This is a genomic window from Mesonia algae, from assembly GCF_003253545.1.
Lineage (GTDB): Bacteria > Bacteroidota > Bacteroidia > Flavobacteriales > Flavobacteriaceae > Mesonia > Mesonia algae.
This window is the reverse complement of sequence record NZ_QKYV01000001.1, coordinates 345,627-371,475: the sequence shown is the minus strand read 5'-3', so window position 1 is coordinate 371,475 and position 25,849 is coordinate 345,627. Positions and strand designations below refer to the sequence as shown.

Annotated in this window: 27 protein-coding genes; 18 read left to right on the top strand and 9 right to left on the bottom strand. The window is 32.7% G+C overall.

The annotated features are described in order from the left end of the window. Positions 1-8 precede the first annotated feature (8 nt). The 9 genes from LX95_RS01670 to can all read left to right on the top strand — a co-directional run bounded on the left by LX95_RS01670 (position 9) and on the right by can (position 9,781). A complete protein-coding gene (locus LX95_RS01670; RefSeq protein ID WP_146240727.1) occupies positions 9-1,649 on the top strand; it encodes a DUF4381 domain-containing protein in 1,641 nt (546 codons plus the stop codon). Next, positions 1,649-2,659, top strand: coding sequence for a vWA domain-containing protein (locus LX95_RS01665; RefSeq protein WP_111539679.1), 1,011 nt, complete (start codon positions 1,649-1,651; stop codon positions 2,657-2,659). The genes LX95_RS01670 and LX95_RS01665 overlap by 1 nt, the downstream gene beginning before the upstream one ends. Continuing rightward, on the top strand, positions 2,660-3,712 hold the full coding sequence (locus tag LX95_RS01660) for a VWA domain-containing protein (protein ID WP_111539678.1): 1,053 nt from the start codon (positions 2,660-2,662) through the stop codon (positions 3,710-3,712). Next, entirely contained in the window at positions 3,684-4,592 is a 909-nt protein-coding gene (locus LX95_RS01655) for a tetratricopeptide repeat protein (RefSeq protein WP_245924706.1), read from the top strand. The genes LX95_RS01660 and LX95_RS01655 overlap by 29 nt, the downstream gene beginning before the upstream one ends. Next, positions 4,592-6,355, top strand: a complete 1,764-nt coding sequence (locus tag LX95_RS01650; RefSeq protein WP_111539677.1) for a BatD family protein — start codon at positions 4,592-4,594, stop codon at positions 6,353-6,355. Before LX95_RS01655 ends, LX95_RS01650 begins: the two co-directional genes overlap by 1 nt. Positions 6,356-6,358: 3 nt before the next feature. Beyond that, positions 6,359-7,111, top strand: coding sequence for a tetratricopeptide repeat protein (locus LX95_RS01645; protein ID WP_111539676.1), 753 nt, complete (start codon positions 6,359-6,361; stop codon positions 7,109-7,111). Positions 7,112-7,178: 67 nt separating this feature from the next. Next, positions 7,179-7,478 carry a hypothetical protein gene (locus LX95_RS01640; protein ID WP_111539675.1) on the top strand — a complete coding sequence of 100 codons (300 nt, stop codon included), beginning with the start codon at positions 7,179-7,181 and terminating at the stop codon, positions 7,476-7,478. A gap of 71 nt (positions 7,479-7,549) precedes the next feature. After that, on the top strand, positions 7,550-9,130 hold the full coding sequence (locus tag LX95_RS01635; RefSeq protein WP_111539674.1) for a SulP family inorganic anion transporter: 1,581 nt from the start codon (positions 7,550-7,552) through the stop codon (positions 9,128-9,130). Positions 9,131-9,142: 12 nt separating this feature from the next. Further along, positions 9,143-9,781, top strand: coding sequence for a carbonate dehydratase (can, locus tag LX95_RS01630; RefSeq protein WP_111539673.1), 639 nt, complete (start codon positions 9,143-9,145; stop codon positions 9,779-9,781). A 50-nt stretch (positions 9,782-9,831) separates the two neighbouring features. On the opposite strand, the gene LX95_RS01625 is transcribed toward can, so the two are convergent. After that, entirely contained in the window at positions 9,832-10,344 is a 513-nt protein-coding gene (locus LX95_RS01625) for a CvpA family protein (protein ID WP_111539672.1), read from the bottom strand. A 48-nt stretch (positions 10,345-10,392) separates the two neighbouring features. On the opposite strand from LX95_RS01625, the gene LX95_RS01620 reads away from it, so the two are divergent. From LX95_RS01620 to LX95_RS01595, 7 genes are all read left to right on the top strand, one after another. Next, a complete protein-coding gene (locus tag LX95_RS01620; RefSeq protein ID WP_111539671.1) occupies positions 10,393-10,749 on the top strand; it encodes a hypothetical protein in 357 nt (118 codons plus the stop codon). A 409-nt stretch (positions 10,750-11,158) separates the two neighbouring features. Further along, on the top strand, positions 11,159-13,519 hold the full coding sequence (locus tag LX95_RS01615; protein ID WP_111539670.1) for a TonB-dependent receptor: 2,361 nt from the start codon (positions 11,159-11,161) through the stop codon (positions 13,517-13,519). A 21-nt stretch (positions 13,520-13,540) separates the two neighbouring features. Further along, on the top strand, positions 13,541-14,800 hold the full coding sequence (locus LX95_RS01610; RefSeq protein ID WP_111539669.1) for a DUF4374 domain-containing protein: 1,260 nt from the start codon (positions 13,541-13,543) through the stop codon (positions 14,798-14,800). A 55-nt stretch (positions 14,801-14,855) separates the two neighbouring features. Further along, a complete protein-coding gene (locus LX95_RS01605) occupies positions 14,856-16,040 on the top strand; it encodes a PepSY-associated TM helix domain-containing protein (protein WP_111539668.1) in 1,185 nt (394 codons plus the stop codon). Between the two features lie 70 nt (positions 16,041-16,110). Next, positions 16,111-17,133, top strand: a complete 1,023-nt coding sequence (gene pheS, locus LX95_RS01600; protein ID WP_111539667.1) for a phenylalanine--tRNA ligase subunit alpha — start codon at positions 16,111-16,113, stop codon at positions 17,131-17,133. Further along, positions 17,133-17,303, top strand: a complete 171-nt coding sequence (locus LX95_RS14560) for a hypothetical protein (RefSeq protein ID WP_170116563.1) — start codon at positions 17,133-17,135, stop codon at positions 17,301-17,303. The genes pheS and LX95_RS14560 overlap by 1 nt, the downstream gene beginning before the upstream one ends. Positions 17,304-17,306: 3 nt before the next feature. After that, entirely contained in the window at positions 17,307-17,702 is a 396-nt protein-coding gene (locus LX95_RS01595) for a hypothetical protein (protein WP_111539666.1), read from the top strand. Between the two features lie 21 nt (positions 17,703-17,723). Here the strand turns inward: LX95_RS01595 and LX95_RS01590 are convergent, their stop codons facing one another. The 5 genes from LX95_RS01590 to LX95_RS01570 form a co-directional block, all read right to left on the bottom strand. Then, entirely contained in the window at positions 17,724-18,620 is an 897-nt protein-coding gene (locus LX95_RS01590) for an EamA family transporter (protein ID WP_111539665.1), read from the bottom strand. A gap of 26 nt (positions 18,621-18,646) precedes the next feature. Beyond that, the gene (locus LX95_RS01585; RefSeq protein WP_111539982.1) at positions 18,647-19,651 is read right to left on the bottom strand and encodes an NAD(P)H-dependent glycerol-3-phosphate dehydrogenase; all 1,005 of its coding nucleotides are present in this window, start codon (positions 19,649-19,651) and stop codon (positions 18,647-18,649) included. Positions 19,652-19,848: 197 nt separating this feature from the next. Next, complete coding sequence (nadD, locus tag LX95_RS01580; RefSeq protein ID WP_111539664.1) at positions 19,849-20,433, bottom strand: nicotinate (nicotinamide) nucleotide adenylyltransferase; 585 nt, start codon at positions 20,431-20,433, stop codon at positions 19,849-19,851. A gap of 12 nt (positions 20,434-20,445) precedes the next feature. After that, positions 20,446-21,018, bottom strand: a complete 573-nt coding sequence (gene gmk, locus LX95_RS01575; RefSeq protein WP_111539663.1) for a guanylate kinase — start codon at positions 21,016-21,018, stop codon at positions 20,446-20,448. Then, positions 21,018-21,884 (bottom strand): YicC/YloC family endoribonuclease, encoded by an 867-nt coding sequence (locus LX95_RS01570; protein ID WP_111539662.1) that lies wholly within the window; start codon positions 21,882-21,884, stop codon positions 21,018-21,020. The genes gmk and LX95_RS01570 overlap by 1 nt, the downstream gene beginning before the upstream one ends. 156 nt (positions 21,885-22,040) lie before the next feature. On the opposite strand from LX95_RS01570, the gene LX95_RS01565 reads away from it, so the two are divergent. Continuing rightward, entirely contained in the window at positions 22,041-22,529 is a 489-nt protein-coding gene (locus LX95_RS01565) for an acyl-CoA thioesterase (RefSeq protein WP_111539981.1), read from the top strand. Here the strand turns inward: LX95_RS01565 and LX95_RS01560 are convergent. Genes LX95_RS01560 through LX95_RS01550 form a run of 3 tightly spaced genes read right to left on the bottom strand, consistent with a single transcriptional unit; the run spans position 22,516 to position 24,570 of the window. Beyond that, positions 22,516-23,412, bottom strand: a complete 897-nt coding sequence (locus LX95_RS01560) for a DMT family transporter (RefSeq protein ID WP_111539661.1) — start codon at positions 23,410-23,412, stop codon at positions 22,516-22,518. The two genes, LX95_RS01565 and LX95_RS01560, sit on opposite strands and share 14 nt — an antisense overlap. Continuing rightward, positions 23,405-23,758 carry an arsenate reductase family protein gene (locus LX95_RS01555; protein ID WP_111539660.1) on the bottom strand — a complete coding sequence of 118 codons (354 nt, stop codon included), beginning with the start codon at positions 23,756-23,758 and terminating at the stop codon, positions 23,405-23,407. Before LX95_RS01555 ends, LX95_RS01560 begins: the two co-directional genes overlap by 8 nt. Positions 23,759-23,760: 2 nt before the next feature. Next, positions 23,761-24,570, bottom strand: a complete 810-nt coding sequence (locus LX95_RS01550; RefSeq protein ID WP_111539659.1) for a DUF3298 and DUF4163 domain-containing protein — start codon at positions 24,568-24,570, stop codon at positions 23,761-23,763. 99 nt (positions 24,571-24,669) lie between these two features. On the opposite strand from LX95_RS01550, the gene LX95_RS01545 reads away from it, so the two are divergent. Beyond that, complete coding sequence (locus tag LX95_RS01545) at positions 24,670-25,812, top strand: cystathionine gamma-synthase (RefSeq protein WP_111539658.1); 1,143 nt, start codon at positions 24,670-24,672, stop codon at positions 25,810-25,812. Positions 25,813-25,849 lie beyond the last annotated feature (37 nt).

The window sequence follows — 25,849 nt, the reverse complement described above, 5'->3', positions numbered from 1 at the left end:
GAATGAAAATGATAAATAAAAAAACCTTTCAAAATATAGGGAAAACACTAGTATTGGTTTTTTCCTTATTTCTTTTGCTCATAAATCAGCATACACAAGCTCAAACCGTTTCTTCTAGCATTGATAGCTCTTCTATTCAAATAGGAGAACAAATAAAATACAAAATTGAGGTAGAAACAGATACGACTAACTTAGTGGTCTTTCCCGAAGGTCAAACCTTTATGCCGCTAGAAAATGTAGAAGCTTCAGCTATTGATACAACTATCAATCAACGTAATTTTAAACTTTTAAAAGAGTATGCACTTACTCAGTTTGATTCGGGTAAATATACCATTCCGCGACAGCGTATTCTCATTAATAATAAAGCTTTTTTTACCGATTCTTTGCTGGTTGAGGTTAGAGATGTTGCGGTAGATACGACCAAGCAAAAACTATATCCGGTTAAGCCTTCTATACAAGTAGATAAGCCTTTTCAAGTGGCCGATTGGGTTTGGTGGTTGTTGATAACCTTAGTGATTATTGGCGGATTAGTATTTTTATTATGGAGAAGAAATAAAAAGAAAACCGAAGCAGCGCAAAAAATCCCTCCTTTTGAAAAAGCGATGCTCACTCTAAAGCAATTAGACGAAAGTCAGCAATTAGAAAGCGGACAAATAAAGGCCTATTATTCTTCCTTAACGGAAGCTATACGTCGTTATATCGATGAAAAAATAGATGATAGAGCTTTAGAAAGCACAACTGCCGAACTTGTTGCTCGCCTAAATGCTTTAACTCAAGAAAATAAATTACGCTTAAGCAAAGAGGAAATTACAAAACTTGAAGAAGTTTTAAAGCGTGCAGATCTTATAAAGTTTGCAGGTTTCTCGATGGACAAAATCACCGCAAAATCTGATAGGCAAACGGTAGAACATAACATCTTCGCTTTTAAAGAAGCAATCCCAGAGCCTACCGAAGAAGAGTTGCTAAAAGATCAAGCTTATAGAGAAGCTGTCGCCAAGAGAAGAAAAAGAAAAACCATTCTTATTAGTGTAGTTGCAGGTTTATCAATTTTGGTGGTGAGCGCTATTGGTTTTGTAGGTCTAAAAGGTTGGGATTATGTGCAAGATAATATTTTAGGAAGTCCGTCTAAAGATCTACTAAAAGGAGAATGGATACAAAGTGAGTACGGCAATCCAGCAGTTTCTGTCATTACCCCAAGAGTCTTAGTGCGTAATATGCAGCAAGACACTTTACCACAGGCTCAAACGGGAGCAATAATAGAGAGCTTCTCTTATGGTAGCATTTTAGGAGAATATTACATTAACCTAAGTTTGGTGAACTTTCCAGAAAAGAAAGAATTTGATTTAGATAAATCTATCGAAGCAGTTTATACAGATTTTGAGAATAAAGGAGCCACGAATATTCTTATGAAAAACGAAGAATTTACGACGGTAAATGGGGCAGAAGGGATCAAAATTTTCGGAAGCTTTAAAATTAAAAATCCCGTGTTACAAGATCGTACTATTCAGAAATCATATACCATTCTTAATTTTGGATATAATGGAGCTTTTGAACAGCTTATGTTAGTGTATGAAAAAGATAACGCTGCCGCGGAAGAGATAACAAATAGAATCATCAATTCTATAGAATTAAAGATAAAAGAAGAATAATGTTCAACTTTAATAATATCACATTTGAGCATCCCCAATGGTTTTGGCTATTTCTGCTATTGCCCATACTCATTCTATGGTATATCTGGAAAAGAAATAAACAAACCGCAGCGGTTAAAATATCGAGTATAAAGGGTTTTAAGGTAAAACAAGGTATTTTACCCAAGCTAAAACCTTTGTTGTTCGTCTTACGTTTATTGGCACTTGCTTTATTAATTACCGCTATGGCAAGACCTAGAACTGTAGATGTTTCTACAAAAACCAACACAACACAAGGGATAGATATTGTTATCGCAATAGATGTTTCAGCAAGTATGTTGGCAAGAGATTTAAAGCCCAATCGTTTAGAAGCTTTAAAAGAGGTCGCAGCAGAGTTTGTAAAACAAAGACCTAGCGACCGTATTGGTTTGGTAGAATATGCAGGAGAAAGCTACACTAAAACCCCAATTACCAGTGACAAAAGAATTGTATTAGAAGCCTTACAGAGTATAGAATATAATAATTTGCTCGAAAGTGGAACTGCCATTGGGATGGGATTGGCAACTTCGGTTAACCGATTAAAAGAAAGTAAAGCTAAAAGCAAGGTGATTATTTTAATGACCGATGGTGTGAATAACTCAGGTTTTATAGATCCTAAAATCGCTACCGAATTGGCGATGGAATATAATATAAAAACCTACACCATAGGGTTGGGAACTAACGGTATGGCACTTGGACCTATATCTATGAGTAGAAACGGACAATTAAGATATGGTAGTGTAAAAGTTGAAATTGATGAAGCTCTTCTTCAGGAAATAGCTCAAAAAACAGGAGGAAAATATTTTAGGGCTACCAATAACGAGAAGTTAGAGGCAATTTATGAGGAAATCAATAAACTAGAGAAAACAGACATAGAAGAGTTTAAATACTATAACTATGATGAGAAATATAGACCATTATTACTGTTAGCAGGTTTATTGTTATTGATCGAGCTTGTATTAAAGAATACTATTTTTAGAAGTTTTGTATAAATGTTGGTATTAGAAGAGAAAATATATTTTTGGTTATTATTGGTAATACCACTGGTGTTGCTGGTTTATGTAGCGCAAGTTATTTGGAAGAAAAAAACACAAAAGAAGTTTGCAGAAAGTTCTTTCTTAGAAAAATTAAGTCCAGATAAATCGATATTCAAACCTTTATTAAAAATGATTTTATTATCGCTGGCTTTCGCTTGTTTTGTAATTGCATTAGTCAATCCAAAAATAGGTTCTAAAACAGAAACTCTTAAACGAGAAGGAGTAGATGTAGTTTTTGCAGTAGATGTCTCTAAAAGTATGCTTGCCGAAGATATTGCACCCAATAGACTAGAGAAATCTAAACAATTGGTTACACAGATCATCAACAACTTAGCCAGTGACCGTATAGGGATCATTGCTTATGCAGGATCGGCTTTTCCCCAGTTACCTATTACGACAGATTATGGTTCGGCAAAATTATTTTTACAAGCCATGAATACAGATATGGTTTCAAGTCAAGGAACAGCCATAGGAGAAGCCATTCAATTGGCAGAAACCTATTATAATGACGAATCTCAAACCAGTAGAGTTTTATTTATTTTGAGTGATGGAGAAAATCACGGGGGAGAAATCGAAGAGGTTTTAAATGAAGCCGAAGAAAAAGGAATTAGAATTTTTACCATTGGTGTAGGAACTCAAAAAGGAGGAACCATACCTATAAAAAGAAACGGAGTTACACAAAGCTACAAGAAAGATACAAATGGCGAAACCGTCATTACGAGACTAGATGCAGCTACGTTAGAGGAAATTGCAGAAGAAGCAAATGGAGTTTACATAGACGGTACTAATACCAAAGAAGTGCTAGACAAAGTGACAGAAGCGCTTAATTCTTTAGAAAAAACCGAGTTCGAGACCAAACAATATGCGGCTTATAAAGATCAATTTCAGTGGTTTATTGCTTTTGGCATACTTTTTATAGTATTAGATGTGTTATTATTAGAGAGAAAAACAGCTTGGGTTACCCAACTTAATTTGTTTAATGAAAAGAAAGATAAAAATGCAGCGTAAAAAGGTTTCAATAAACTACATAAAATTAGTAGGAGTTTTTATTTTTTCGCTTTTCAGCGGAATCATTTCTGCACAGGAGAATACAAAAAAAGCACAAAAAGAAGCTAGAGTTTTTGCTGCCGAAGCACAAGAATCTCTTTCTGAAAATAATTTCGCTCAAGCGGAAGCCAACTACCGAAAAGCCATTGCTAAAGATCCGACCAACGCCGAAGCGAAGTACAATTTGGGCAATCTATATTACGCAAAAGATAAAGAAGGAGAATCTACTCCTAGATTAAAACAAGCCAGTGAAGCTTCTCAAAGTAAAGCCTTAAAACACAAAGCTTACCACAATCAAGGAAACGCTTTTATGAAGCAAAAAAAATATGAAGAAGCCGTAGAAGCTTTTAAAAATGCACTTCGTAATAATCCAAAAGATGATCAAACTAGATATAACTTGGCTTTAGCAAAAAAGATGCTAGAAAAAGAACAGCAAGAGCAGGATCAAAAGCAAGATCAAGACAAGGATCAAAATCAAGATAAAGAAGATCAAAAAGATCAACAAGACCAAGATAAAAAAGACGAAGGCGAGAATAAAAAAGATCAAGGAGAGGATAAAGAAAAAGGAGACGAGGGCGACCAAAAAGATAAGAAAGATCAAAGCGAAGATGAAAAGCAAGATGAAGGCGATCAAAAGAAAGAAGAGCAACCTAAAGATCCTTCTCAAGAAAAAGGTGATCAGCCTAAAGATCAAAAACCCCAACAAGCAAAAGGACAACTTTCTCCTCAGCAAATTAAAAACTTGCTAGAAGCGATGGAAAATCAAGAGAAAGAAATTCAAGATAAGATCAATGCTCAAAAAGCAAAAGGTAGAAAAGTTAGAACAGAAAAGGACTGGTAATGAAAAGTAAGTTTGTAGTTGCTATAATCGGCTTTTTTATTTGCCAAATTACTTTAGCACAAGTAAAATTTGAAGCAGAAGTTAGCCGAACCACTATTGGTGTTAATGAACGCCTACGTGTAGATTTTAAAATGAATCAAGATGGGGATAATTTTAACCCGCCAAACTTCACCAATTTTACGGTGGTTGGAGGACCTTATCAATCCATTAGCAACAGTTGGATCAATGGTAAAAGAACATACCAAAAATCTTACGGTTATTATTTACAACCTAATGCGAGAGGTAAATTTACCATAGGACAAGCTGAAATTTTAATAGAAGGGAAGACTTACAAAACCACTCCTATTAATATAAATGTTGTTGCCGCAGTAGATACCCCAACCGATGGTAATAATGCAGAAATAATTGCTTCTCAAAGTATTCATTTAGTAACCAAAGTTTCTAATGAAAATCCGTATTTAAACGAAGGAATAAGTGTAGAATACATTCTATATGTAAGTCCAGATATTAATGTGAGCCAGTGGCGACCAGTAGATAATCCTAAATTTGCTGATTTTTGGAGTGAGAATATAGATATTTCTAGATTAGATGTTAAAGATGGTACTTACTTGGGAGAACCCTACCGCTATGTTGCGCTAAGAAAAACAATTTTATATCCTCAAAAGACAGGTAAACTTACGATAGAACCTTTAACCTTATCGGTTTCGGTAGAAGTGCCTTCAGATCGTAGAGATATTTTTGGAAGAAGATTATATGAAACGGTACAAAAAAGAATATCTGCAAGTACAAAAGAGATAGAGGTAAAACCGCTTCCGCAAACGGGTAAACCAGCTAATTTTACCGGAGCAGTAGGAAGCTTCAATTTTAGTGTAACCACCAATAAACAAAGCTTAGATGCTACAGAATCTCTAGAGGCAAAAGTAAAAGTTTCCGGTAACGGGAATTTAATGCTTTTTCAATTACCTAAATTAAGCTTACCAGCTTCCCTTGAAGTTTATGAGCCAGAACATATTGAAGATACGAGAACTAATAATAATGGGGTTTTTGGTAGTATTACAGATACCTACACGATAGTTCCGCAGCAAAAAGGAAAATATCCAATAGAACCAGTAAATTTCTCTTATTTTGATGTAAATAGTGAATCTTACAAGGTGTTGAGCTCTAAAGAATTAATGATAAATGTAGAAAATGGCCCAGTGGCTTCTGTGCCTAATAATTCTACAGCAAGTACTTCAAATAAGCAAGAAGTAATATCTAAAGGAAACCAATTTAGGTACATTCAATTAGACGCTAATTTAAAACCTATAGGAGAAAAAGGATTCTTTAAAAGCTTGTGGTTTTGGTTATTAATATTATTACCTCTTCTCGCTATTCCTTTGACCATATTATTTGGTAAGAAAAGAAAAGAAAGATTGAATGATGTAGCAGGTAATCGAGTTAAAAAGGCAGATAAATTAGCCAAAAAATACCTTTCTGAAGCTAAGAAGAATATTGGTAATCCAAGTGCATTTTACTTAGCTCTAGAAAAATCTTTACACAACTTCCTAAAGGCAAAGCTGTCTATTCAAACTAGTGAAATGAGTAAGGATAGAATTAAGGTGATCTTAAGAGAAAAAGGGATTAAAGAGATGACTATAAATGATTTTATCCAGTTACTACAAAATTGTGAAATGGCAAGATATAGTCCGTCATCTCAAGCCTCTATGGAGCAAGATTATGAAAAAGCTGCTCAAGTATTATCCTCAATAGATAAAGACCTTTAAGTCATGAAAAAGATATTATTCCTTTGCTTTTTGAGCTTTTCTATAAGTGTGTTAGGGCAAGATTATAAGACTACTTTTGAAAAAGCTACCCAAGATTATGCTAACGGAAATTATGAAGCCGCCATTAGTAAGTATGAACAGATTTTAGAGGGAAAGCAAGAGTCAGTCGCATTGTATTATAATATGGCTAATGCCCATTATAAATTAGATCATATTGCCCCAAGTATTTACTATTATGAAAAGGCGTTAAAATTAGACCCTAATCATGAGGACGCACTAAATAATTTAGTGTTTGCCAATAACATGACAATAGATGCGATTGAAAAAACAGCACCTACAGGATTTCAAAAAATTAAAGAAAATACGATTGGCTCATTTAGTGCAGACGGGTGGGCACAAATTGCTGTGATAAGTATTTTGATTTTCGTTGTATTTTTTATTGGGTATTACTTTTCAGAAAAATCTATAACTAAACGAATTTTATTTACAGCTTCCATACTAGGAGTTATATTATTTATTTTTTCATTTACTTTTTCTTTTATTCAGCAAAATAATACATCGAATGAAAACTTTGCCATTGTTTTTTCTGAAGAAGCTTCTATTAAAGCAGAGCCTAACCCTAAAGCTTCTGAAGCTTTTTTACTACACGAAGGCACAAAAGTAAAATTACTAGATAGTTTTAATGGTTTTTATAAGCTAGAGATAAGTGACGGTAGGCAGGGCTGGTTAAAACAAGAGTCTTTAAAAGCCTTGTGATATATTTAATAACGATTTAACATTAGGAAATTTAAAAAATAGTATTTTTGCAAAACAATAAATGAACATGAAGTTATTTGCATATTTTTTTATAAGCGTATTTTTAGCATTTCTTGCTACACCTACGGTTGTGACGCTAATTGAGCGTGATGCAGATGTTTCTTATGTTTTTAGTTTAGCCGAAGAAGAAGAAAATCATAAAGGAGAAAAAGAAGGTTCTTCCAATATTAATTGGAAATTAGTTCCTAAAACTTTTAATGATTTTACATTTTTTGATCAAACTAAAATTTCATTTAACTTCTTTTATTTACTGGGAACCTCTTCTGTACATAGTAAACTGGTTTCTCCTCCCCCCGAATTAGCTTAATTTTTCCGTAAAATTATTTTAAAATTAAGTTGAGGTGTTTTTCTAATACCTCTAAAAATTCATACATTATTATGTTTAAAAATTTAAACAAAGACATACCCGCTAGTGTGGTGGTCTTTTTTGTTGCACTTCCTTTATGTTTAGGAATTGCATTAGCGAGTGGAGCTCCTCTTTTTTCTGGATTAATTGCAGGAATCGTAGGAGGAATTGTAGTAGGATCTATTAGTGGCTCTCAATTAGGAGTGAGTGGTCCAGCAGCAGGACTTGCAGTAATTGTTCTTGGAGCAATTGCATCATTAGGTTTTGAAAACTTTCTAGTTGCTGTAGTTATTGGAGGTGTTTTACAGTTATTATTAGGTGTTTTAAAAGCTGGAGTTATTGGATATTATTTTCCTTCTTCGGTAATTAAAGGAATGCTGGCAGGTATTGGTATCATTATATTTTTAAAACAGATACCTCACGCTTTTGGTTATGATAAGGATTATGAGGGAGACTTAGCTTTTTCTCAAGCTGATGGAGAAAACACCTTTTCTGAGCTTATAAATATGTTAGATTATGTTTCTCCAGGTGCGATTTTGGTGACAGTAATTTCTTTAATAATCTTATTATTATGGGAAAAAGTATTAAGCAAAAAACATAAGATTTTTACGATTATCCCTGGACCATTAGTAGCTGTAGCTGCAGGAGTTATTTATCAAATTACCATGGTAGGGAGCGGAAATTTAGCGATCTCTCCAGAGCATTTAGTACAAGTTCCTGTACCAGAAAGTGCAGCAGATTTTTTTGGTCAGTTTACCTTTCCTAATTTTGGAGCTATCACTAATCCTCAAATTTGGATTGCAGGAGCTACTATTGCCATTGTAGCGAGTTTAGAAACCTTATTATGTGTAGAAGCTACAGATAAATTAGATCCGCAAAAGCGTATAACTCCGACTAACAGAGAACTTTTTGCGCAAGGAACAGGAAACATAGTTTCAGGACTTATTGGTGGTTTACCAATTACTCAAGTAATTGTAAGAAGCTCTGCTAATATTCAATCAGGAGGACAATCAAAATTTTCTGCTATTTTTCACGGTTTCTTAATTCTATTGTCCGTGATTACAATTCCGTTTCTATTAAATAAAATACCATTAGCAGTTTTGGCCGCTATTTTATTAATTGTAGGTTATAAATTGGCAAAACCAGCATTGTTTAAACAAATGTTTAGCTTAGGAAAAAGTCAATTTATTCCATTTATTGTAACTATAGTAGGTATTGTATTTACAGATTTGTTAATAGGAATAGGATTAGGACTTGCTGTAGGTATAATTGTTATCTTGCTTAACAGTTATAAGAATTCACACTTCTTACATAAAGAAGGGTACGATGTAAATGATGGTAAGTTTAAAATGACCTTAGCGGAAGAAGTAACTTTCTTAAACAAAGGAGCTATTTCAAGAGAACTTCATAGTTTGCCAGAAAACGCTTACCTAGAATTAGACGTTACTAAAACAAAGAATCTAGATCATGACATCGTAGAAATTCTTGACGAATTTTCTGTACGAGCCAAAGAGAAGAATATTACGATTAAAATAATTTCAGAAAGAGGGACTATTGAAAACCCGTCTAGTTACAAAGAGTTTTTCGAAAAAGAAAAAAAACAAATAGCTTAAAAATATATAATTATGAGTAAAGAATTTTATAAAAAGATATTAGATAATAATAAAAGTTGGGTAAATACAAAATTATCTGAAGATAAAAATTATTTTAAAAAATTAGAGGATGGTCAAAAGCCTCCTTTATTATGGATTGGATGTGCAGATAGTCGTGTACCTGCAAACGAAATTATTGGAGCTGAACCAGGAGAAGTATTCGTTCATCGTAATATTGCCAATATGGTAGTACATACTGATATGAATATGTTGAGTGTGGTAGATTATGCTGTAAACGCATTAAAGGTAGAACACATTATTGTGTGTGGTCATTACGGTTGTGGTGGGGTTAAAGCTGCTATGGGTAATCAATCTATTGGTTTAATTGATAATTGGGTACGACATATAAAAGATGTTTATATGTTACACAAAAAAGAATTAGAAAGTATTGAAGATGAGGATAAGCGTTGGGATAAATTTGTAGAGCTTAATGTACAAGAACAAGTTTATGACTTAGCAGAAACATCGATTGTTCAAAATGCTTGGAAAAATAAGCAAAATTTAACTGTTCATGGTTGGGCTTATGGTATAGGAACTGGTATAGTAAATGATTTAGGTGTTAACCTAAGCAACAATAAAGACCTAGATAAGGTGTACCAATTAAATTTCTAATTCATTGAAATTTATAAATAAAAGAGACCGTTTTATACGGTCTCTTTTGTTTATAAATCACTTTCTTCCATTTCTAGACTTACTTTGCTAAGTATCTGAGGTAAAAATGTAGGAGCAATAAGTTCAATAGGATTGTATAATATAGATTTTTCTAATTTCTCTTTTTCAATAAAATTGGCCTTATCATTAAAACTGCTTATAAACATTATAAGAACACTAGTTATAAATGCCATTTTTAAAATCCCAAAAAGCCCACCAAGTATGCGGTTAACAATACCTAAAGCTATAGCTCCAACAAGTTTGGTGAGTAGTTTTCCAATTAACAATACAAAAATTACAATGAGAATGAAGGTGATTGCAAATGCTGTAAGCTGTATATATTGTTCATCCCAATCAAACTGGTTCTGTAAAAATTCAAAAGCAAAATAACTAAAATGTATGGCTCCGTAAATACCTACAATTAAAGCAACCAAGGAAGCAAGCTCAATAATAAATCCTCTCATTACCCCTCTAATAAGTCCAAAAAGAAGTATAATCCCTAAAATAATATCTATAACATTCATACCTCAAATATAGCTTAATTTAAAAAAGTAAGTTCTTATCTTTGCGATATGATAAGAGACGAAGAATTAAAGATGAGATGGGAGACTGTACAGGCAAAATTATCTAATCAATTTGCCGATGGAGAAACTCTAGATCTCGATGCTATTATATATCTAATTGGAGTTCAGGAATTAGGACAAATTCATAGAAAGTTTAAAAAAGATCATAAAGTAGATCTTATGCATATTGCTATATGTAGACTATTAGAGCCTTATGGTTATTATGAGTTTGATTATATAGATGATGATGGATGGCCGCATTACAATACCATAGAAAACTTACCTGTTTTAAAACCAGGAGAACAATCGGTAATGATGAAAGAAGCTATTGTACAATACTTTGTAGAGAAGGGATATATTAAGTAACTTTATTGTGACTCTAAGCTTTTAATTTAATCTCTTGATTGCTTGAGGTATAAAAATCTTAAAATACTTTATCTATTATTAAAAAACCGTTATCACTGAAAAAGTATTAAATTTTTAAAAATCACATTTCTTCCTAAGCCTTAATGCCTTTCAGATTATTGAGATGTTTTTACGCCCATCATTTTCTTTTATTGATATAATCAATTAATAATTCTGTCTGAAATTTAATCTTGATTCGGTAGAGTAGAGCATCCACAAATGTAAAAGATCTATCAGATAAAATTATAGCTTTCTAAAATACTATCTAAAAATACAATCAAAGTTATTTAGATTTAATCTTGTTAAGATCTAACCTCGAATTATATTTGCAAATAATTTATAATAAGTCTTAATAAGCTTAATCTAACCAATGCAATATAAATCGTATTACGTAACCACACTGTTATTCTTTGCTTTGTCATTAATGTATGGGCAATCCTCTGTCATTACAGGAAAAGTATTAGATGAGAATCAACTTCCCGTATTGGGAGCAAGTGTCAGTCTTAAAGAAATATCTAAAGGTACAATGACCGATGAAAACGGGAATTTTAGTCTTAAAGGTAACTTTGAAGGGACTTATACATTAGAAATATCTTTCGTTGGTTTTCAAACTTATTCAGAGAAAATATCTATAAAGTCATCACGTACTGAAGTTAAAGATGTAGAACTCAAGATAGGTTACGATTTAGAAGAGGTAACTATTTCTGCTAAAAGTAAAATTCAAGAAATAGAAGCTTTAGCATATAATGTAGATGTGGTAGATGCTACTAAATTACATAATACTACGCTAGATGTTGGTCACGCTTTAGATCGAGTTTCAGGAATTAGAATAAGAGAAAATGGCGGAGTAGGTTCTAGAATGCAATTATCTATGAATGGTTTTAGAGGTAATCAAGTAAAGGTTTTTATAGATGGTATACCTATGGAGAATTTTGGAAGTTCTTTTCAATTAAATAATTTACCAATAAACTTAGCGGAACGAGTAGAGGTTTTTAAAGGTGTTGTTCCTGTTTCCTTAGGATCAGATGCATTAGGTGGAGCAATAAATATAGTAACCAATACTTATGATGAAAATTATTTAGACCTTTCTTATTCTTATGGTTCATTCAACACTCACCGTACTAATGTAAATGCCGTTTTTGTAGACAAAAATGATTTTACCATACAAATTAATGCTTTTCAAAATTTTTCAGATAATAATTATAAAGTTACTGTAGATGCTGCAGACCTTAAAACGGGAGAATATTTTAGAGATCAAAAATTAGAACGTTTTCACGATCAATATCATAATGAAACTTTTATAGGGAAATTTGGTTGGGTTAAAAAATCATTTGCAGATCAACTTTTATTTGGAGTTACGTTAGGTCAAAACTATAAAGAAATACAGACAGGAGCTAGATTGGTAGCCGTTTATGGAGCAAGGCATACTAAAGGAAATATAATTATGCCAAGCCTTAGGTATGTTAAAAAAGACTTATTTACTAAAGGGTTGGATGTTAAACTTAGTGCAAATTATAATCTAGGGAAAGAAAGAGTAATAGATACTTTAAATAGGAGGTATAATTGGTTTGGTGATTTTAAAGAAGAAGATACTCCTGGTGGAGAATTGAGTTATACAGATTTAGAATTTCAGAATAACAACGGGATTGTAGTAGCAAGCGCAGATTATAAAATAAATGAAAAACACGCTATTTCTGTAAGTAATAGCTTCAACACATTTGATAGAAAACAGTGGAATTATTTAAATGATGAGGCTCAAGTTTATGATGATCCACAAAAATCGCAAAAAAATGTTTTAGGTCTAGCGTATAGTTATGTAGGCGGAGATTGGAATGCTACTGGATTTCTTAAAAACTATAATCAACTAAATAAATTTGAAGAGTCTTATAACCCTACGGGAGATTATGGAGATGTAGCATATCGTTACCAAGAAGATAATTTTAATGATTTTGGGTACGGAGCTGCGGCTACTTATTTCTTTACAGAAAATCTACAAGTAAAAGCATCTTATGAAAAAAGTTTTCGACTAGCATTGCCAGAAGAAATTTATGGAGATGGCGGAGTGTTACTTTTAGGTAATACAGATTTAAAACCAGAGACTAGTAATAATTTTAATGTAGGAGCGGGATATTGGTTTAATCTAGGCTCTGTAAAACATCTTGTAAATATAGACGGAACAGTTTTCTATAGAGACTCAAAAGATTTTATAAGACCTACATTAAATAATAATCAAGTATATCAAGTAATGGATAACCTTGCAGATGCTACAAATTTGGGTGTAGAAGCGCAAGTAAGGTACAATTACAATAATAGATTATTAGTTGGAGCAAACGTAACTTATCAAGATTTGAGAAACAATACACAGTTTGAAGACGGCCAAACTATAGAGAGTATTGTCTATAAAGATAGAATACCAAATATGCCTTACTTGTATGGAAATGGAAATATCTCTTACAATATTAATAATGTGTTAGGGAAAGAAAATGTACTGAGTTTAGATTACAACCTAACTTATGTACACGCATTTTATCGTTATTGGCCAAGTTTAGGAGGTGAAGGTAAATTTGGTATTCCAGAGCAAATATCTCACGATATGAATGCTTCTTTAAAAGTTGATAAATTTCAATTTACACTAGAATGCAGAAATATTTTCGATCAGAAAATGTATGATAATTTTAGTTTACAGAAACCCGGTAGAAGCTTTACTGGTAAAATTAGATACGTATTATAAAACCCAAATTAATCGAATATTATGAGAAAACTTAATTTTTATTTTTTAACAATTATTGCTATGTCTTTAGTAATGGTTAGTTGTAGTGATGATGATATCTCAAGCGAAGGAGGAGAAGGTTCAGAAAATCCAGATGCAATTTCTAAATATGTAATCACAGCATCACCTTTAGCGTCAGAGGGAGTTGCAGATTATATTTTAACTTCTAGTTCTTTAACAGAAGGAGAAATTAGTGTTGTAGGTAATGGTGTAGAGCAAGATGGTACTTACCGTTATTACATCACCAATAATAACAAATTTTTCAGTCTACTTTATGGCCAAGGTAACCCTGGAGCAGTAACGACTTATCAATTAGGAACAGATGGAAATTTAGATATGATATCAGATTTTCAAGCAGAAACTGTTCAGTCATTTACCAATGTAGGAGATGAAGTTTTAATGACAAAAATTTCTAGAAATACAGACTCTCCATACGCAGATTGGTACCGTTTAGATACAGAAACTTCTCAGATTGTAGGTGAAGGTCAAATTAATACTCAAGAAATAGTTGCAGATGAAGAATTAGCTTTTTTTAGTTGGATGACAGAAGTAGGAGGTAAAGTTTATGCGCCATTCATGCCAATTAAAGGATGTTGTGATGATAGTTTTGGTACATCTAATCCAGATAAAGCTTATGTGGCAGTTTATTCTTACCCAGAAATGGAGCTAGAAACATTAATAGAAGATGAACGAACAAGTTTTATAGGGCGTTATTTTACAAGTGGTTTAGAAGTAGATGAAAACGGAGATGCTTATGCATTTTCATCTTCTATAGCAAGTACTGCAGGTGAATTTAGTTCAACCAAGCCATCTGCAATTACTAGAATTAATGCTGGTACTACAGAGTTTGATCAATCTTACTTTTTTAATCTAGAGCAAGCATCTGGTGGTTATTACGTAACGGCACAAAAATATGCTAGCAATGGTAAATTTGTTGTGTTTATGGAGCCAAACGCAACTAAAGGATCTTATACTTTAGGGAAAAAAATAGCTATTGTAGATGTGTATACCCAAGAATTCAATTGGGTTACTGGAACTCCTAGTGCAGAAGCTATAACTAATATTACTAGTAATAACTATACATCAGAAGATGGATCTACAGTTCATATTGGTATTACTACAGATCAAGGAAGTTACGTTTATAATGTAAACGTAAGTGCTGCACAAGCTACACAAGGTATTTTAGTAGAAGGTGGAAACATTACAGCTATATCTAAACTTTCTAGTGTAGAACAAAATTAATTTATAATAATATAAAAGCCTGAGCAATCTCTGCTCAGGCTTTATTTATAATGCTATGGCAAAATCCTCAACCCAAAAAAAGAAAAAGAAGAATAAAAAAGGTCGCTCTTATTTTTACAGATTTTCTGCTTGGTTACATCTTTGGCTGGGTTTAATTTCTGGGATTGTTGTAGTAATAGTAAGTTTAACAGCAGCTATTCTTGTTTTTGAAAAAGAAATTAAAGAAGTTGTTGAGTCCTATCAAATTATAGAAACTCCCGAAGAAGGAAAGTTTTTACCACCCTCGGTGCTTAGTGATTTAGTTAAGGATGAATATGGATTTCCATCGGTATATAGCGTCTTGTATAGAGGTCCAAATAAAAGCGCAGAAGTGCCTTATTATGCAGATCGCACAAATTATCAAGTAGCTTACATAAATCCTTATACAGGAGAAGTACTACATAATCGTTATCTTAATGATGATTTTTGGAGATTTATGTTAGAGGGTCATTATCAATTTTGGTTACCAAGAAATATTGGGAAACCAGTTGTTGCATATAGTACTCTAATATTTGTTATAACATTGCTTACAGGTTTAGTGCTATGGTGGCCAAAAAGATGGACCAAATCTACTAAAGATGCTAGCTTTAAAATAAAATGGAATGCAAAATTTAAAAGATTAAATTATGACCTCCATAATGTATTTGGTTTTTATACGCTTTTAGTAGCTCTTATTTTTGGATTAACAGGAATGGTTTATGGAATGAAATGGTTTTCAGATTTTGCATATTGGTCGGCATCTGGTGGGCAAACAAATGAAAGATCTAGAATGGTTTCAGATACCCTATTAACTGCAAATTCTTCTAAAAAAGATCAAGACGTACTTTTTCAAAATTTAATTGATCAAGGCGTAGATTTAAAGGAAAACTCAATAAATATTAAATACCCAAGAGGGACAAATGGTATTTGGAGTATTAGCGTAAACCCTAGCTTTGTAAGTAGGTGGCAAGCACAAACTATTCATTATGAGCAACGATCTTTAAAAATTTTAAAGGAAGAACCAAAACTTTCTGATGCAAATGGAGGTGAACAGCTCATGCGGGTAAATTATGATTTACACGTGGGTTCCATTGGTGGTATTTGGACCAAAATAATAGCTTTTTTTGTGTGTATCATTTGTACCAGTCTCCCCATAACAGGTTTTATTATTTGGTGGAAGAAAAATAAAAAGTGGAAAGGACTAAGATTTCCTCTACCATAATTACATTTTAAAATTATTGGTTTATAAGCCCTAAATTTTCTTAACTTTGCGTCTTTAATAGTTGAAGAAAATGGTAGATAAGATTAAAGGTTATATTACTGAAGTAGAAAATTTTCAGGGGAAAACTACTGAAGAAATTGAAACCTTCAGAATTAAATTTTTGGGTAAAAAAGGTTTGTTAAATGAATTCTTCGCAGAATTTAAGAACGTCCCAAACGATCAAAAAAAAGAATTTGGTCAAACCATTAATCAGCTAAAAAATTCCGCCCAAGCGAAAGTAGATGAGTTAAAGGAATGGCTAGAGAATCAGACTGAGGAGAAAGGAATTTACGGAGATTTATCCCGACCAGGTGAAGCGATTGAGATTGGTTCTAGACATCCTATTTCTATTGTAAAAAATCAAATTATTGAAATCTTCTCAAATATAGGTTTCAATGTTTCTGAAGGGCCAGAAATTGAAGATGACTGGCATAATTTTACGGCTTTAAATTTACCAGAATATCATCCAGCAAGAGATATGCAGGATACGTTTTTTATACAAACCAATCCTGAAGATATTTTATTAAGAACACACACATCTAGCGTGCAAGTGCGCTATATGGAAGATAATAAGCCGCCAATAAGAACCATTTCACCAGGAAGAGTTTTTAGAAATGAGGCTATTTCTTCTCGTTCTCATTGTATTTTTCATCAAGTTGAAGGACTTTATATTGATAAAGACGTGAGTTTTGCCGATCTAAAACAAACCTTACTTTATTTTACCAAACAACTTTTCGGAAAGTCTAAAATACGTTTAAGGCCTTCTTATTTTCCTTTTACAGAACCTAGTGCTGAAGTAGATATTTACTGGGGCTTAGAAACTGAAACTGATTATAGAATCACCAAAGGAACAGGTTGGCTAGAAATTATGGGCTGCGGAATGGTAGATCCTAACGTACTCAAGAATTGTAATATAGATCCTAATGAATATTCTGGTTTTGCTTTTGGTATGGGAATAGAGCGTATTGCTATGTTACTTTATCAAATAGGAGATATTAGAATGTTTTATGAAAATGATGTACGCTTTTTAAAGCAATTTAAATCGGTTTTATAATGAAAAAAGCAGGCTTTTTAATATTGGTTCTTTTTATCTTAGGTTTAATCCTTTATGTAACTTTTATTGTTGCAGTAATTAAAATTACAGTAGGCTTAATATTATTAGGTATTGCTGCCATAATCCTAACTGTAATTTATTACAAAATTAAGCACCGTTTAAACGATTAAGTTTTGAAGAAAGACATTCAAATAACACCGGTAGAAGGCGTATATATTGCTGCGGTAAAAGAATATAATAAAGAGTTTCAAATGGATGATTGGAACACTTATATAATTAATGAAAATAACTATCCTTTAGAAACTGTACTTATTGTTTCTAAAGGATTTGATGGAAATAAAATAACCTCCACTTTTAGACATAATCTAAAGCTTCTTCCAGCAAAGTCTTACGCAAAAGTAGAATTGCTTCAGCCCGATCTATTTGAAATTAATAATGAGTTTTCGGTTTCTTTCTTTTCGGAAAAAGGATTTTTGCACCACAATTTCTTATTCCCAAAGCAAAGTATTAAAGAATCTAAACGAACAGAGCTTCCAGTGATGAAAGAGAAAGGAATTTTAGCAAAATAATTCCTCACTATATTTCAAAAATTATAAGGCTTTTTTAGCGGTTTTTAGATTCATTACTATAATAGAAAATAAAATGAGTATAATACCCAACCATTGCGGTAGAGTAACCACTTCATTTAATAAAAGGTAAGCCATACAAACTGCTACTGGTAACTCTATAGAAGTTATTATAACCCCTATTCCTACATTTAATTTTGGCATACCTGTAGTAAGAAACAACGGAGGTAAAATTGTACCAAACAAAGCTAAAATAGGTCCCCATACATAAAATATTTCGAGGTTAAACTCTTGTATTAATGTAGGTAAAGTGATTACACTTACAATAATTAATCCACCTAACATCATCCATTTACTTCTTACAAGAGAAGGCAGCTCAGTAGATACAGTATTAGAACTATAAATAGTTATGGTGTAAGAAGCAGCCGCTAAAAGACCAAACATTATTCCTCTAATATCTAGCTCAAAACTTTCAAATAAAACATTAGTAGCTAACAAAGTTCCTGCTAAAATAATAAACACAGCTAATACTTTTAACGGGGTCGGCTTTTCTTTGTGAATAATAGCATCTAGCGCCACGCCCATCCACACACTCTGCATTAGTAAAACTATGCCAATAGAAACTGTGATGTATTGCACAGCCAAATAATAAAAAATACTGGTAAGGCCTAATGAGCTTCCAGCTAAAATTAATTTAAGGACACTTTTTCTTGAAGTGGGAATAGAATGTTCCCTTTTCTTTCCTTTGTAAAAAAGATTAAGAACTGTAAGTCCTAAAAACCCTATAAGAAGTTGTGCAAATGTGACTTCGTAGGTAGTGAAACCTTCTTCATAAGCCATTTTTACAAATGTGGTAAGCATTCCATAACTAGAGGCTCCTAGAGCTACTAAGATTCCACCTTTTAAAGCTGTATTTTTCAAATAATAATTTTTACGCTTTCGCGGAATTAATCTAATTTATCGGTAAGTTTTAAAAAGACTTTCTTAGGATTTTTTTGTTCATACAATACTTCATAAACCGCATTGATAATTGGCGTTTTCGCTTTTTTCTTCCCTTTATCTTTATTTATGTGGTAGGCGCTTTTTGTAGCGTAGTAACCCTCTGCAATCATACTCATTTCCATTTGAGCGCTTTTTACGGTATAGCCTTTCCCAATCATATTTCCAAACATTCTATTGCGGCTAAAAACCGAATAACCCGTTACTAAAAGATCGCCTAAATAAGCAGAGTCATTAATATTTCGTTTCATCTTATACGTTTTTTTAATGAAACGCTTCATTTCTCTTATAGCGTTACTCATTAAAACACTTTGAAAGTTATCACCATAACCTAAACCGTGTGCGATACCTGCAGCAATTGCATAAATATTTTTAAGCATTGCAGCATATTCTGTCCCAATAATGTCTTCGCTAGTTTTACATTTAATATAGTGATTGCTAAGATGATCTGCTAAAAATTTAGCATTGTCTTCGTTAGAGCAAGCAATGGTAAGGTAAGAAAGTCTTTCTAAAGCAACTTCTTCTGCGTGACAAGGGCCTGTAATTACTCCAATTTGTTCGAAAGGGATATCATATGTTTTATGAAAATGCTCTCCAACAATTAAACTACTTTCGGGTACTATTCCTTTAATAGCGCTAAAAATGAGTTTATTTTTTAAGGATACGGTAAGTTGATCTAATTCAGTTTTTAAAAAAGCCGATGGAATTGCAAAAACAATATAGTCTGCTTCCGCGACAGCGATATTTATATCATTGGTTAAATTTAACTGAGTAACATCAAACTCTACCGAGCTTAAATAATTAGGGTTGTGTTCTTCTTTTTGTATATGTTCTATTGCGTCTTGGTTGCGCATGTACCAATTTACCGTTTGTACATTTTCACATAGCATCTTAGTAATGGCTGTTGCCCAACTACCACCACCAATGACAGCAAATTTTGAGTCTTTCTTCATAGGATTGGTTTCTTGAAAACAAAAATACAAAATTAAATAGGGTTTGAAATTTAACTCACAGGAGGGAAAACCAACTTTAACACTATTTATAATTTAAATGTGCAATTTAACCAAAGATACTCACGTTATCCTTAAAGATTTTTTGGTTGGTTATTTAGTTGAAGAGCCGTTTACTTTTTAAGGTAAGCGGCTCTTTTTTATAGATAAAATCCCATTTCATCAATATACTTCCAAACCGCTGCGGGTAATAACGGACGAATATTCTTGCCTTCTTTAATTGTATTTCTAATGAAGGTAGAAGAAATTTCCATGATGGGAGCATTTATATGAGTCACTTTATCGTGATTAGCTAAAGCAGATGTTTCTTTTAATTTATAAACTCTTGGGTAAACTAGTAATTGATAGCGCTCTAGAATGACTTCATAATTCTTCCATTTAGGAAGACTTTGTAAGTTATCTTCTCCCATAATCAATGAGAATGAATAATTAGGGTATTTTTCTTCTAGATGGGCTAATGTATTGGTTGTATAATTAGGTTGAGACAAAGAAAATTCTATATCTGAAGGTCTTAACTTTATATAATCCTCTGTCGCTCTATGCACCATTTCTAAACGATCATAATCGGGTAGAAGGCTGCTTTTCTTTTTGTGCGGATTATGAGGTGTAACCACCAGCCAAACTTCATCTACATTAGAGAATTCTGCAATATGATTGGCAATCGCTAGATGTCCAACGTGAATAGGATTAAAAGTTCCAAAATAAAGACCAATGTGTTTTTTCAAAACGAATTTGTTTTACTTACTCACAAAATTTTTAACCAAAGTATAAGATTCTAATAACGCTTTAGGAAGATCGTTATTAACGATAATAAAATCGAATTGTGGAGCGGTAGCCATTTCAATACTCGCTTTTGCTACCCTCATATTAATGCGATCTTCGGTCTCTGTTTTTCGCTTTTTGAGTCTTATTTTAAGTTCTTCGATGCTTGGTGGTTGTACAAATACAGCCAAAGTTCTTTCAGGATAAATATGTTTAATATCAAGTCCTCCTACGACATCTATATCAAAAACAACATGTTTACCTTGAGCCCAAATGCGTTCTACCTCCTTTTTTAGAGTACCATAAAAATTGTCTCGGTAAACTTCTTCCCATTCTAAGAAATCATCATTTTTAATGTGAGTTTTAAATTCTGATAAAGACATAAAATAATAATCTTCACCATGAACTTCATCTCCTCGTGGTTCTCTTGAAGTCGCTGAAATAGAGAAATCTAAATTAAGATCTTCTTGTTTTAATAAATGTCTAACAATAGTGGTTTTACCCGATCCTGAGGGTGCTGAAAAAACGATTAATTTACCTTCAATCATTATAAAACGTTTAAAAGTTGTTCTTTAATTTTCTCTAACTCATCCTTCATTTGCACCACTAACTTTTGCATTGGGGCATAATTAGACTTACTTCCAATAGTGTTGATTTCTCTACCTATCTCTTGACCTATAAATCCTAATTTTTTACCGTTAGAGTCATTAGAGTTTAGAGATTCCGTAAAGTAAGATAGGTGATTGTCTAAGCGTATTTTTTCTTCGGTGATATCGTATTTTTCAATGTAATAAACCAATTCTTGCTCAAACCTGTTTTCATCTACATTTTCTTTTAAATCGGCTATTCCTTTACGTAATCTTTCTTTTACGGCTTCTACACGCTCGGGATCTATGGCAATAATTTCTGCCAAAATACCTTTGATATTATTGATACGTAAAACAAAATCTTGCTCTAAAACTTTTCCTTCATCAAGTCTAAACTGCGTTACTTCTTGTAAAGCCATTTCAACCCCCTTTTCTATCGCTGCAAATTCATTTTCATCAATTTCTTCACGTTCAGTTTTAAGAGCATCGGGCAGGCGAATGGCCATTTTTAAAAGTTCAACGTCGTCTTTTGTTCCCGTTTCCGGAATTGATTTTAGTTGCTCTATATAATTTTTTACTACCACTTTATTAATGGATGCCGAAGTCTCTTCGCCTGTAACCTCTGCGTATAAAGAAAAATCTACTTTTCCTCTTTGCAATTCCTTAGAAATTTTATTTCTTAAACTCAGTTCTTTTTCTCGGTATTGAGAAGGCATACGAGTATTAAGGTCTAGGTTTTTACTATTTAAAGTTTTAATTTCAATAGTAATTTTTTTGTTAGGAAGCTCTACCATGTGCTTTCCAAAACCAGTCATGGATTGAATCATGTCTTTCTTTTAAAGTTGCGCAAAGGTAATAAAAACTAACTGCTTAACGATAATTATTATATTTTGCTCTTAGTAGTGGCTATTACGTTAAATAAAGGCAAATTATTTGAAACTTATGTTTTAAATTTGCTATGCTTGCACAATAAAAATAGAAACATGTTTACAAAAGAATTTGAAATCCGCTGGAGCGATATAGATGCCAATAGACATTTAGCCAATTCGGCTTATATGAATTTTATGAGTCATACCAGGATGGCTTTTTTACTGGAGCACGGTTTTGGACAAAAACAGTTAGCTGAATATAACATTGGTCCAGTAGTTTTTTATGAGCATATTTATTATTTTAAAGAAGTCTTTGCAGGTAAACCCGTGAGCGTTAGTTTAGAGCTTAAAGGAATATCTGAAGATGGAATGTTTTTTGAATTTCTTCATAATATTTATGATCATAAAGGAAGAAATTGTGCAAGTTGTGAAATGTTAGGTTCTTGGATTGATCTAAAAGAAAGGTCGCTAGTAACTTTGCCTAAAAATCTCTTAGAGCAATTAAATACTTTGAGTAGAACAGAAGATTTTAAAATCTTAACTAAAGAAGATACGAGAAGGTTTGGTAAGAAACCTAAAGATGTAGATCCTAGTTTGTTGTAACGGTTTTCTTTTTCGTCACCATATATACTCCAGTAAAAACAAATAAACCAGCTACTATTTTCACTAAATTGAGTTGATCTGCGCCGACGCTAGTTGCATAAATAATAGCAACTAAAGGTTGTAAATACATAAAAACACTAAGTGTAGAAGCAGAAAGGTGTTTAATAGCGAAAATGTTAAGTAAATAAGTCATAAAGGTGGTGGCAACAACCACAAAAGCAATTTGCCACAAGACAACAGTGGGGATCTCTTTCCAAACAATTTCATTAAACTCTCCAATGGTAATGGGTAAGTTAATGATGGTGGCTATTAAAAATAACCATTTCATTAACGTTATAGCATCGTATTTTGCGGTGAGCGGTTTTACTAAAATTAAGTAAAGACCAAAAGAAAAAGCGTTGACAATAAATAAAATATTACCTAATGGGATATTAGGAGCGTTTGTAGATGTACTCGAGCTAAAAAACACTAATATTAACGCGCCAATAAGACCTACAATTATTCCTGCTATTTTTAATAAGGTAATTCTTTCTCTTAGAATTATCGCCCCCAGTAATAATACCATAACGGGTGAGAGGGTAATGATAACCGAACTATTTATGGGAGTAGAAAGGCTTAGTCCTTTAAAAAAGAAAAGCATATTAATGACCATACCGCAAATTGCACAGGCGATTAATCTGGGCCAATCTTCTTTCTTTATTTTTTGTGAGGTTTTTAAAAAACTTAAACTCCAAAATAAGATAGCGGCGCCTACTACACGCAATAATATAAAACCATAGGGTTGAACATACGTAGGCATAACATCTTTAGCAAGAGTATGGTTAATGCCATAAATAGTGCTAGCGCCTATAGCTGCAAGAATAGCTAAAATACGATTATTCACTCAGCTGCTTTTTTAAAGCTTCAATTGTTTTTTTGCTGTTCCCTATAAAAATTTCGTCGTTAAGAATAAAAACCGGTCTTTTTAAGAAGGTGTAATGTTCTAATAGTAGATTTTTATAATCCGTTTCAGATAAGTTTTTCGTCTTTAGATCTCTTTCTTTATAAAGTTTGGCTCTTTTATTAAAAAGATTCTCATAGCTATGAGAATAGGTGTAAAGCTCATCCAGTTGAGATTCGGTTAAAGGTTCTTTTTTTAGATCTTGCTTGGTAAAATCATCTTTTAAGTCTAATTCTTTTAGGATTCTTTTACATGTATCGCAGGTAGAGAGAAAATATACTTTTTTCATTTTTATTGATTTAACCAAGCTTCGACATCTTCTTTTGGGAACGAAAATTTAATATCACCTTCAGCATAGCTTGCAGCTTCATAAGCATTGTAAATCATATAAAGACTATCCTTGGTAACGGCTATATTTTCAGCTAACTTAAACTCATCGTTTTCAAAGAAAAAACCATTCTTATTCAAACTTTCATTTTCAGTAAGATTAAACTTCTTTCGAAACATTCCTTCCGCGTAAGCTTTAAAAGCATTCTTATTTTTTAAAAGCTCTTCATTAGTTACTATTTCTCCTGTATTCTTATCATAGGTATGGTAAAGTTTAGCGCCATAACCGTGCGCACCTCCTGTATACGTATAGAAAGTAGTAGAATAAACTAAAGTTTGGTTATTTTCAAATAATTGCTCTTGGTCAATTTTTAGTTCATAAACAGCAGGAGATTCTGTAAATTCATTTTTAAAAGAAATATAATCTTCAATAAATTTATTTACACCTTCGTCAATTTTTTTATAGGAAATACTGTCATTAGGGGTTTGTACGATAGAGGATAAATTCTCTTCATTAGCCTTATTTATTTTTTCTCCAATATTAGAATCATTCGTAATGTATAAATACTTAATGTCCATTTGGGGACAAGGGTTTCTCTTGCAAATAGCTAAAGTGCTTTTTGATATACTTTTTACGCTAAAGTTAAAAGTTGTAGAATTAGAATTTTCTTGTTCTATAGGTGCATTTTCATTGGTTGTAGTTTTGTTTTCTTCTTTACAACCCACACTCAAAATTAACAGAAAACATAAGCTTAGAAGCGAAAATTTTTTCATTATTATAAGTTAAAAATAATAACTAAAGGTAAGGTCAATTTTGCGATTCGGCAAATAGAATAGTATTTTTGATAGATAAATATTTTAAATTAATAGTTGATGAAGTTTAATACAAAAACCATACATGGAGGCCAAGAAGACATAGATCCTGCATATAATTCTGTTATGCCTCCTATCTATCAAACTTCTACTTATGCACAATCTACTCCTGGAGGGCATAAGGGTTTTGAGTATTCTAGAAGTGGTAATCCTACCCGATCTGCTTTAGAGAAATCTATAGCTAGTTTAGAGAAAGGAAATTACGGATTGGCTTTTGGTTCTGGTTTAGCTGCAATAGATGCAATATTAAAACTTCTAAAACCTGGAGATGAGGTAATTTCTACCAATGACTTATATGGAGGAACCTTTCGCTTATTTACCAAAATTTTTGAAAATTTTGGAATTAAATTTCATTTTATAGGAATGGGCGAAGCTCAAAATATTGAAAATTATATCAATAAAAACACAAAATTGATTTGGGTGGAAACGCCAACCAATCCAATGATGAATATTATTAATATTGAAGCAGTCGCAGAAATTAGTAAAAAACATCAAACTCTATTGGCGGTAGACAATACTTTTGCTACTCCATACTTACAACAACCTTTAGATTTAGGTGCAGATATCGTTATGCATAGCGCTACTAAATATCTAGGAGGTCATAGTGATGTCGTTATGGGGGTTTTAGCTGTAAAAGATAAGGAACTAGCAAATAAGCTATATTTTATCCAAAATGCAAGCGGAGCGATTGCAGGTCCGCAAGACAGTTTTCTGGTATTAAGAGGAATTAAAACACTTCATCTAAGAATGCAAAGACATTGTGAAAATGGTAAAGCTGTAGCTGAATTTTTATCAAATCATCCCAAAGTAGATAAAGTATATTGGCCAGGACTACCGTCTCATCCTAATCATGATATTGCTAAAAAGCAAATGAAAGATTTTGGCGGAATGGTTTCTTTCACCACCAAGAATAATAGCCTGCCGGGAGCAATTTCTTTCGTTGAAAAATTAAAAGTTTTCACCTTAGCGGAATCTTTGGGCGGTGTAGAATCTTTAGCAGGTCACCCTGCGAGTATGACTCACGCTTCTATTCCAAAAGAAGAGAGAGAAAAAATAGGCGTAATTGATTCCTTAATTCGTTTAAGTGTAGGAGTAGAAGATGAAAGAGACCTGATTGAAGATTTAAAACAAGCATTAGGCTAATGATGTTTGTGTAAAAAATGTAATAACAAAAAAGCAC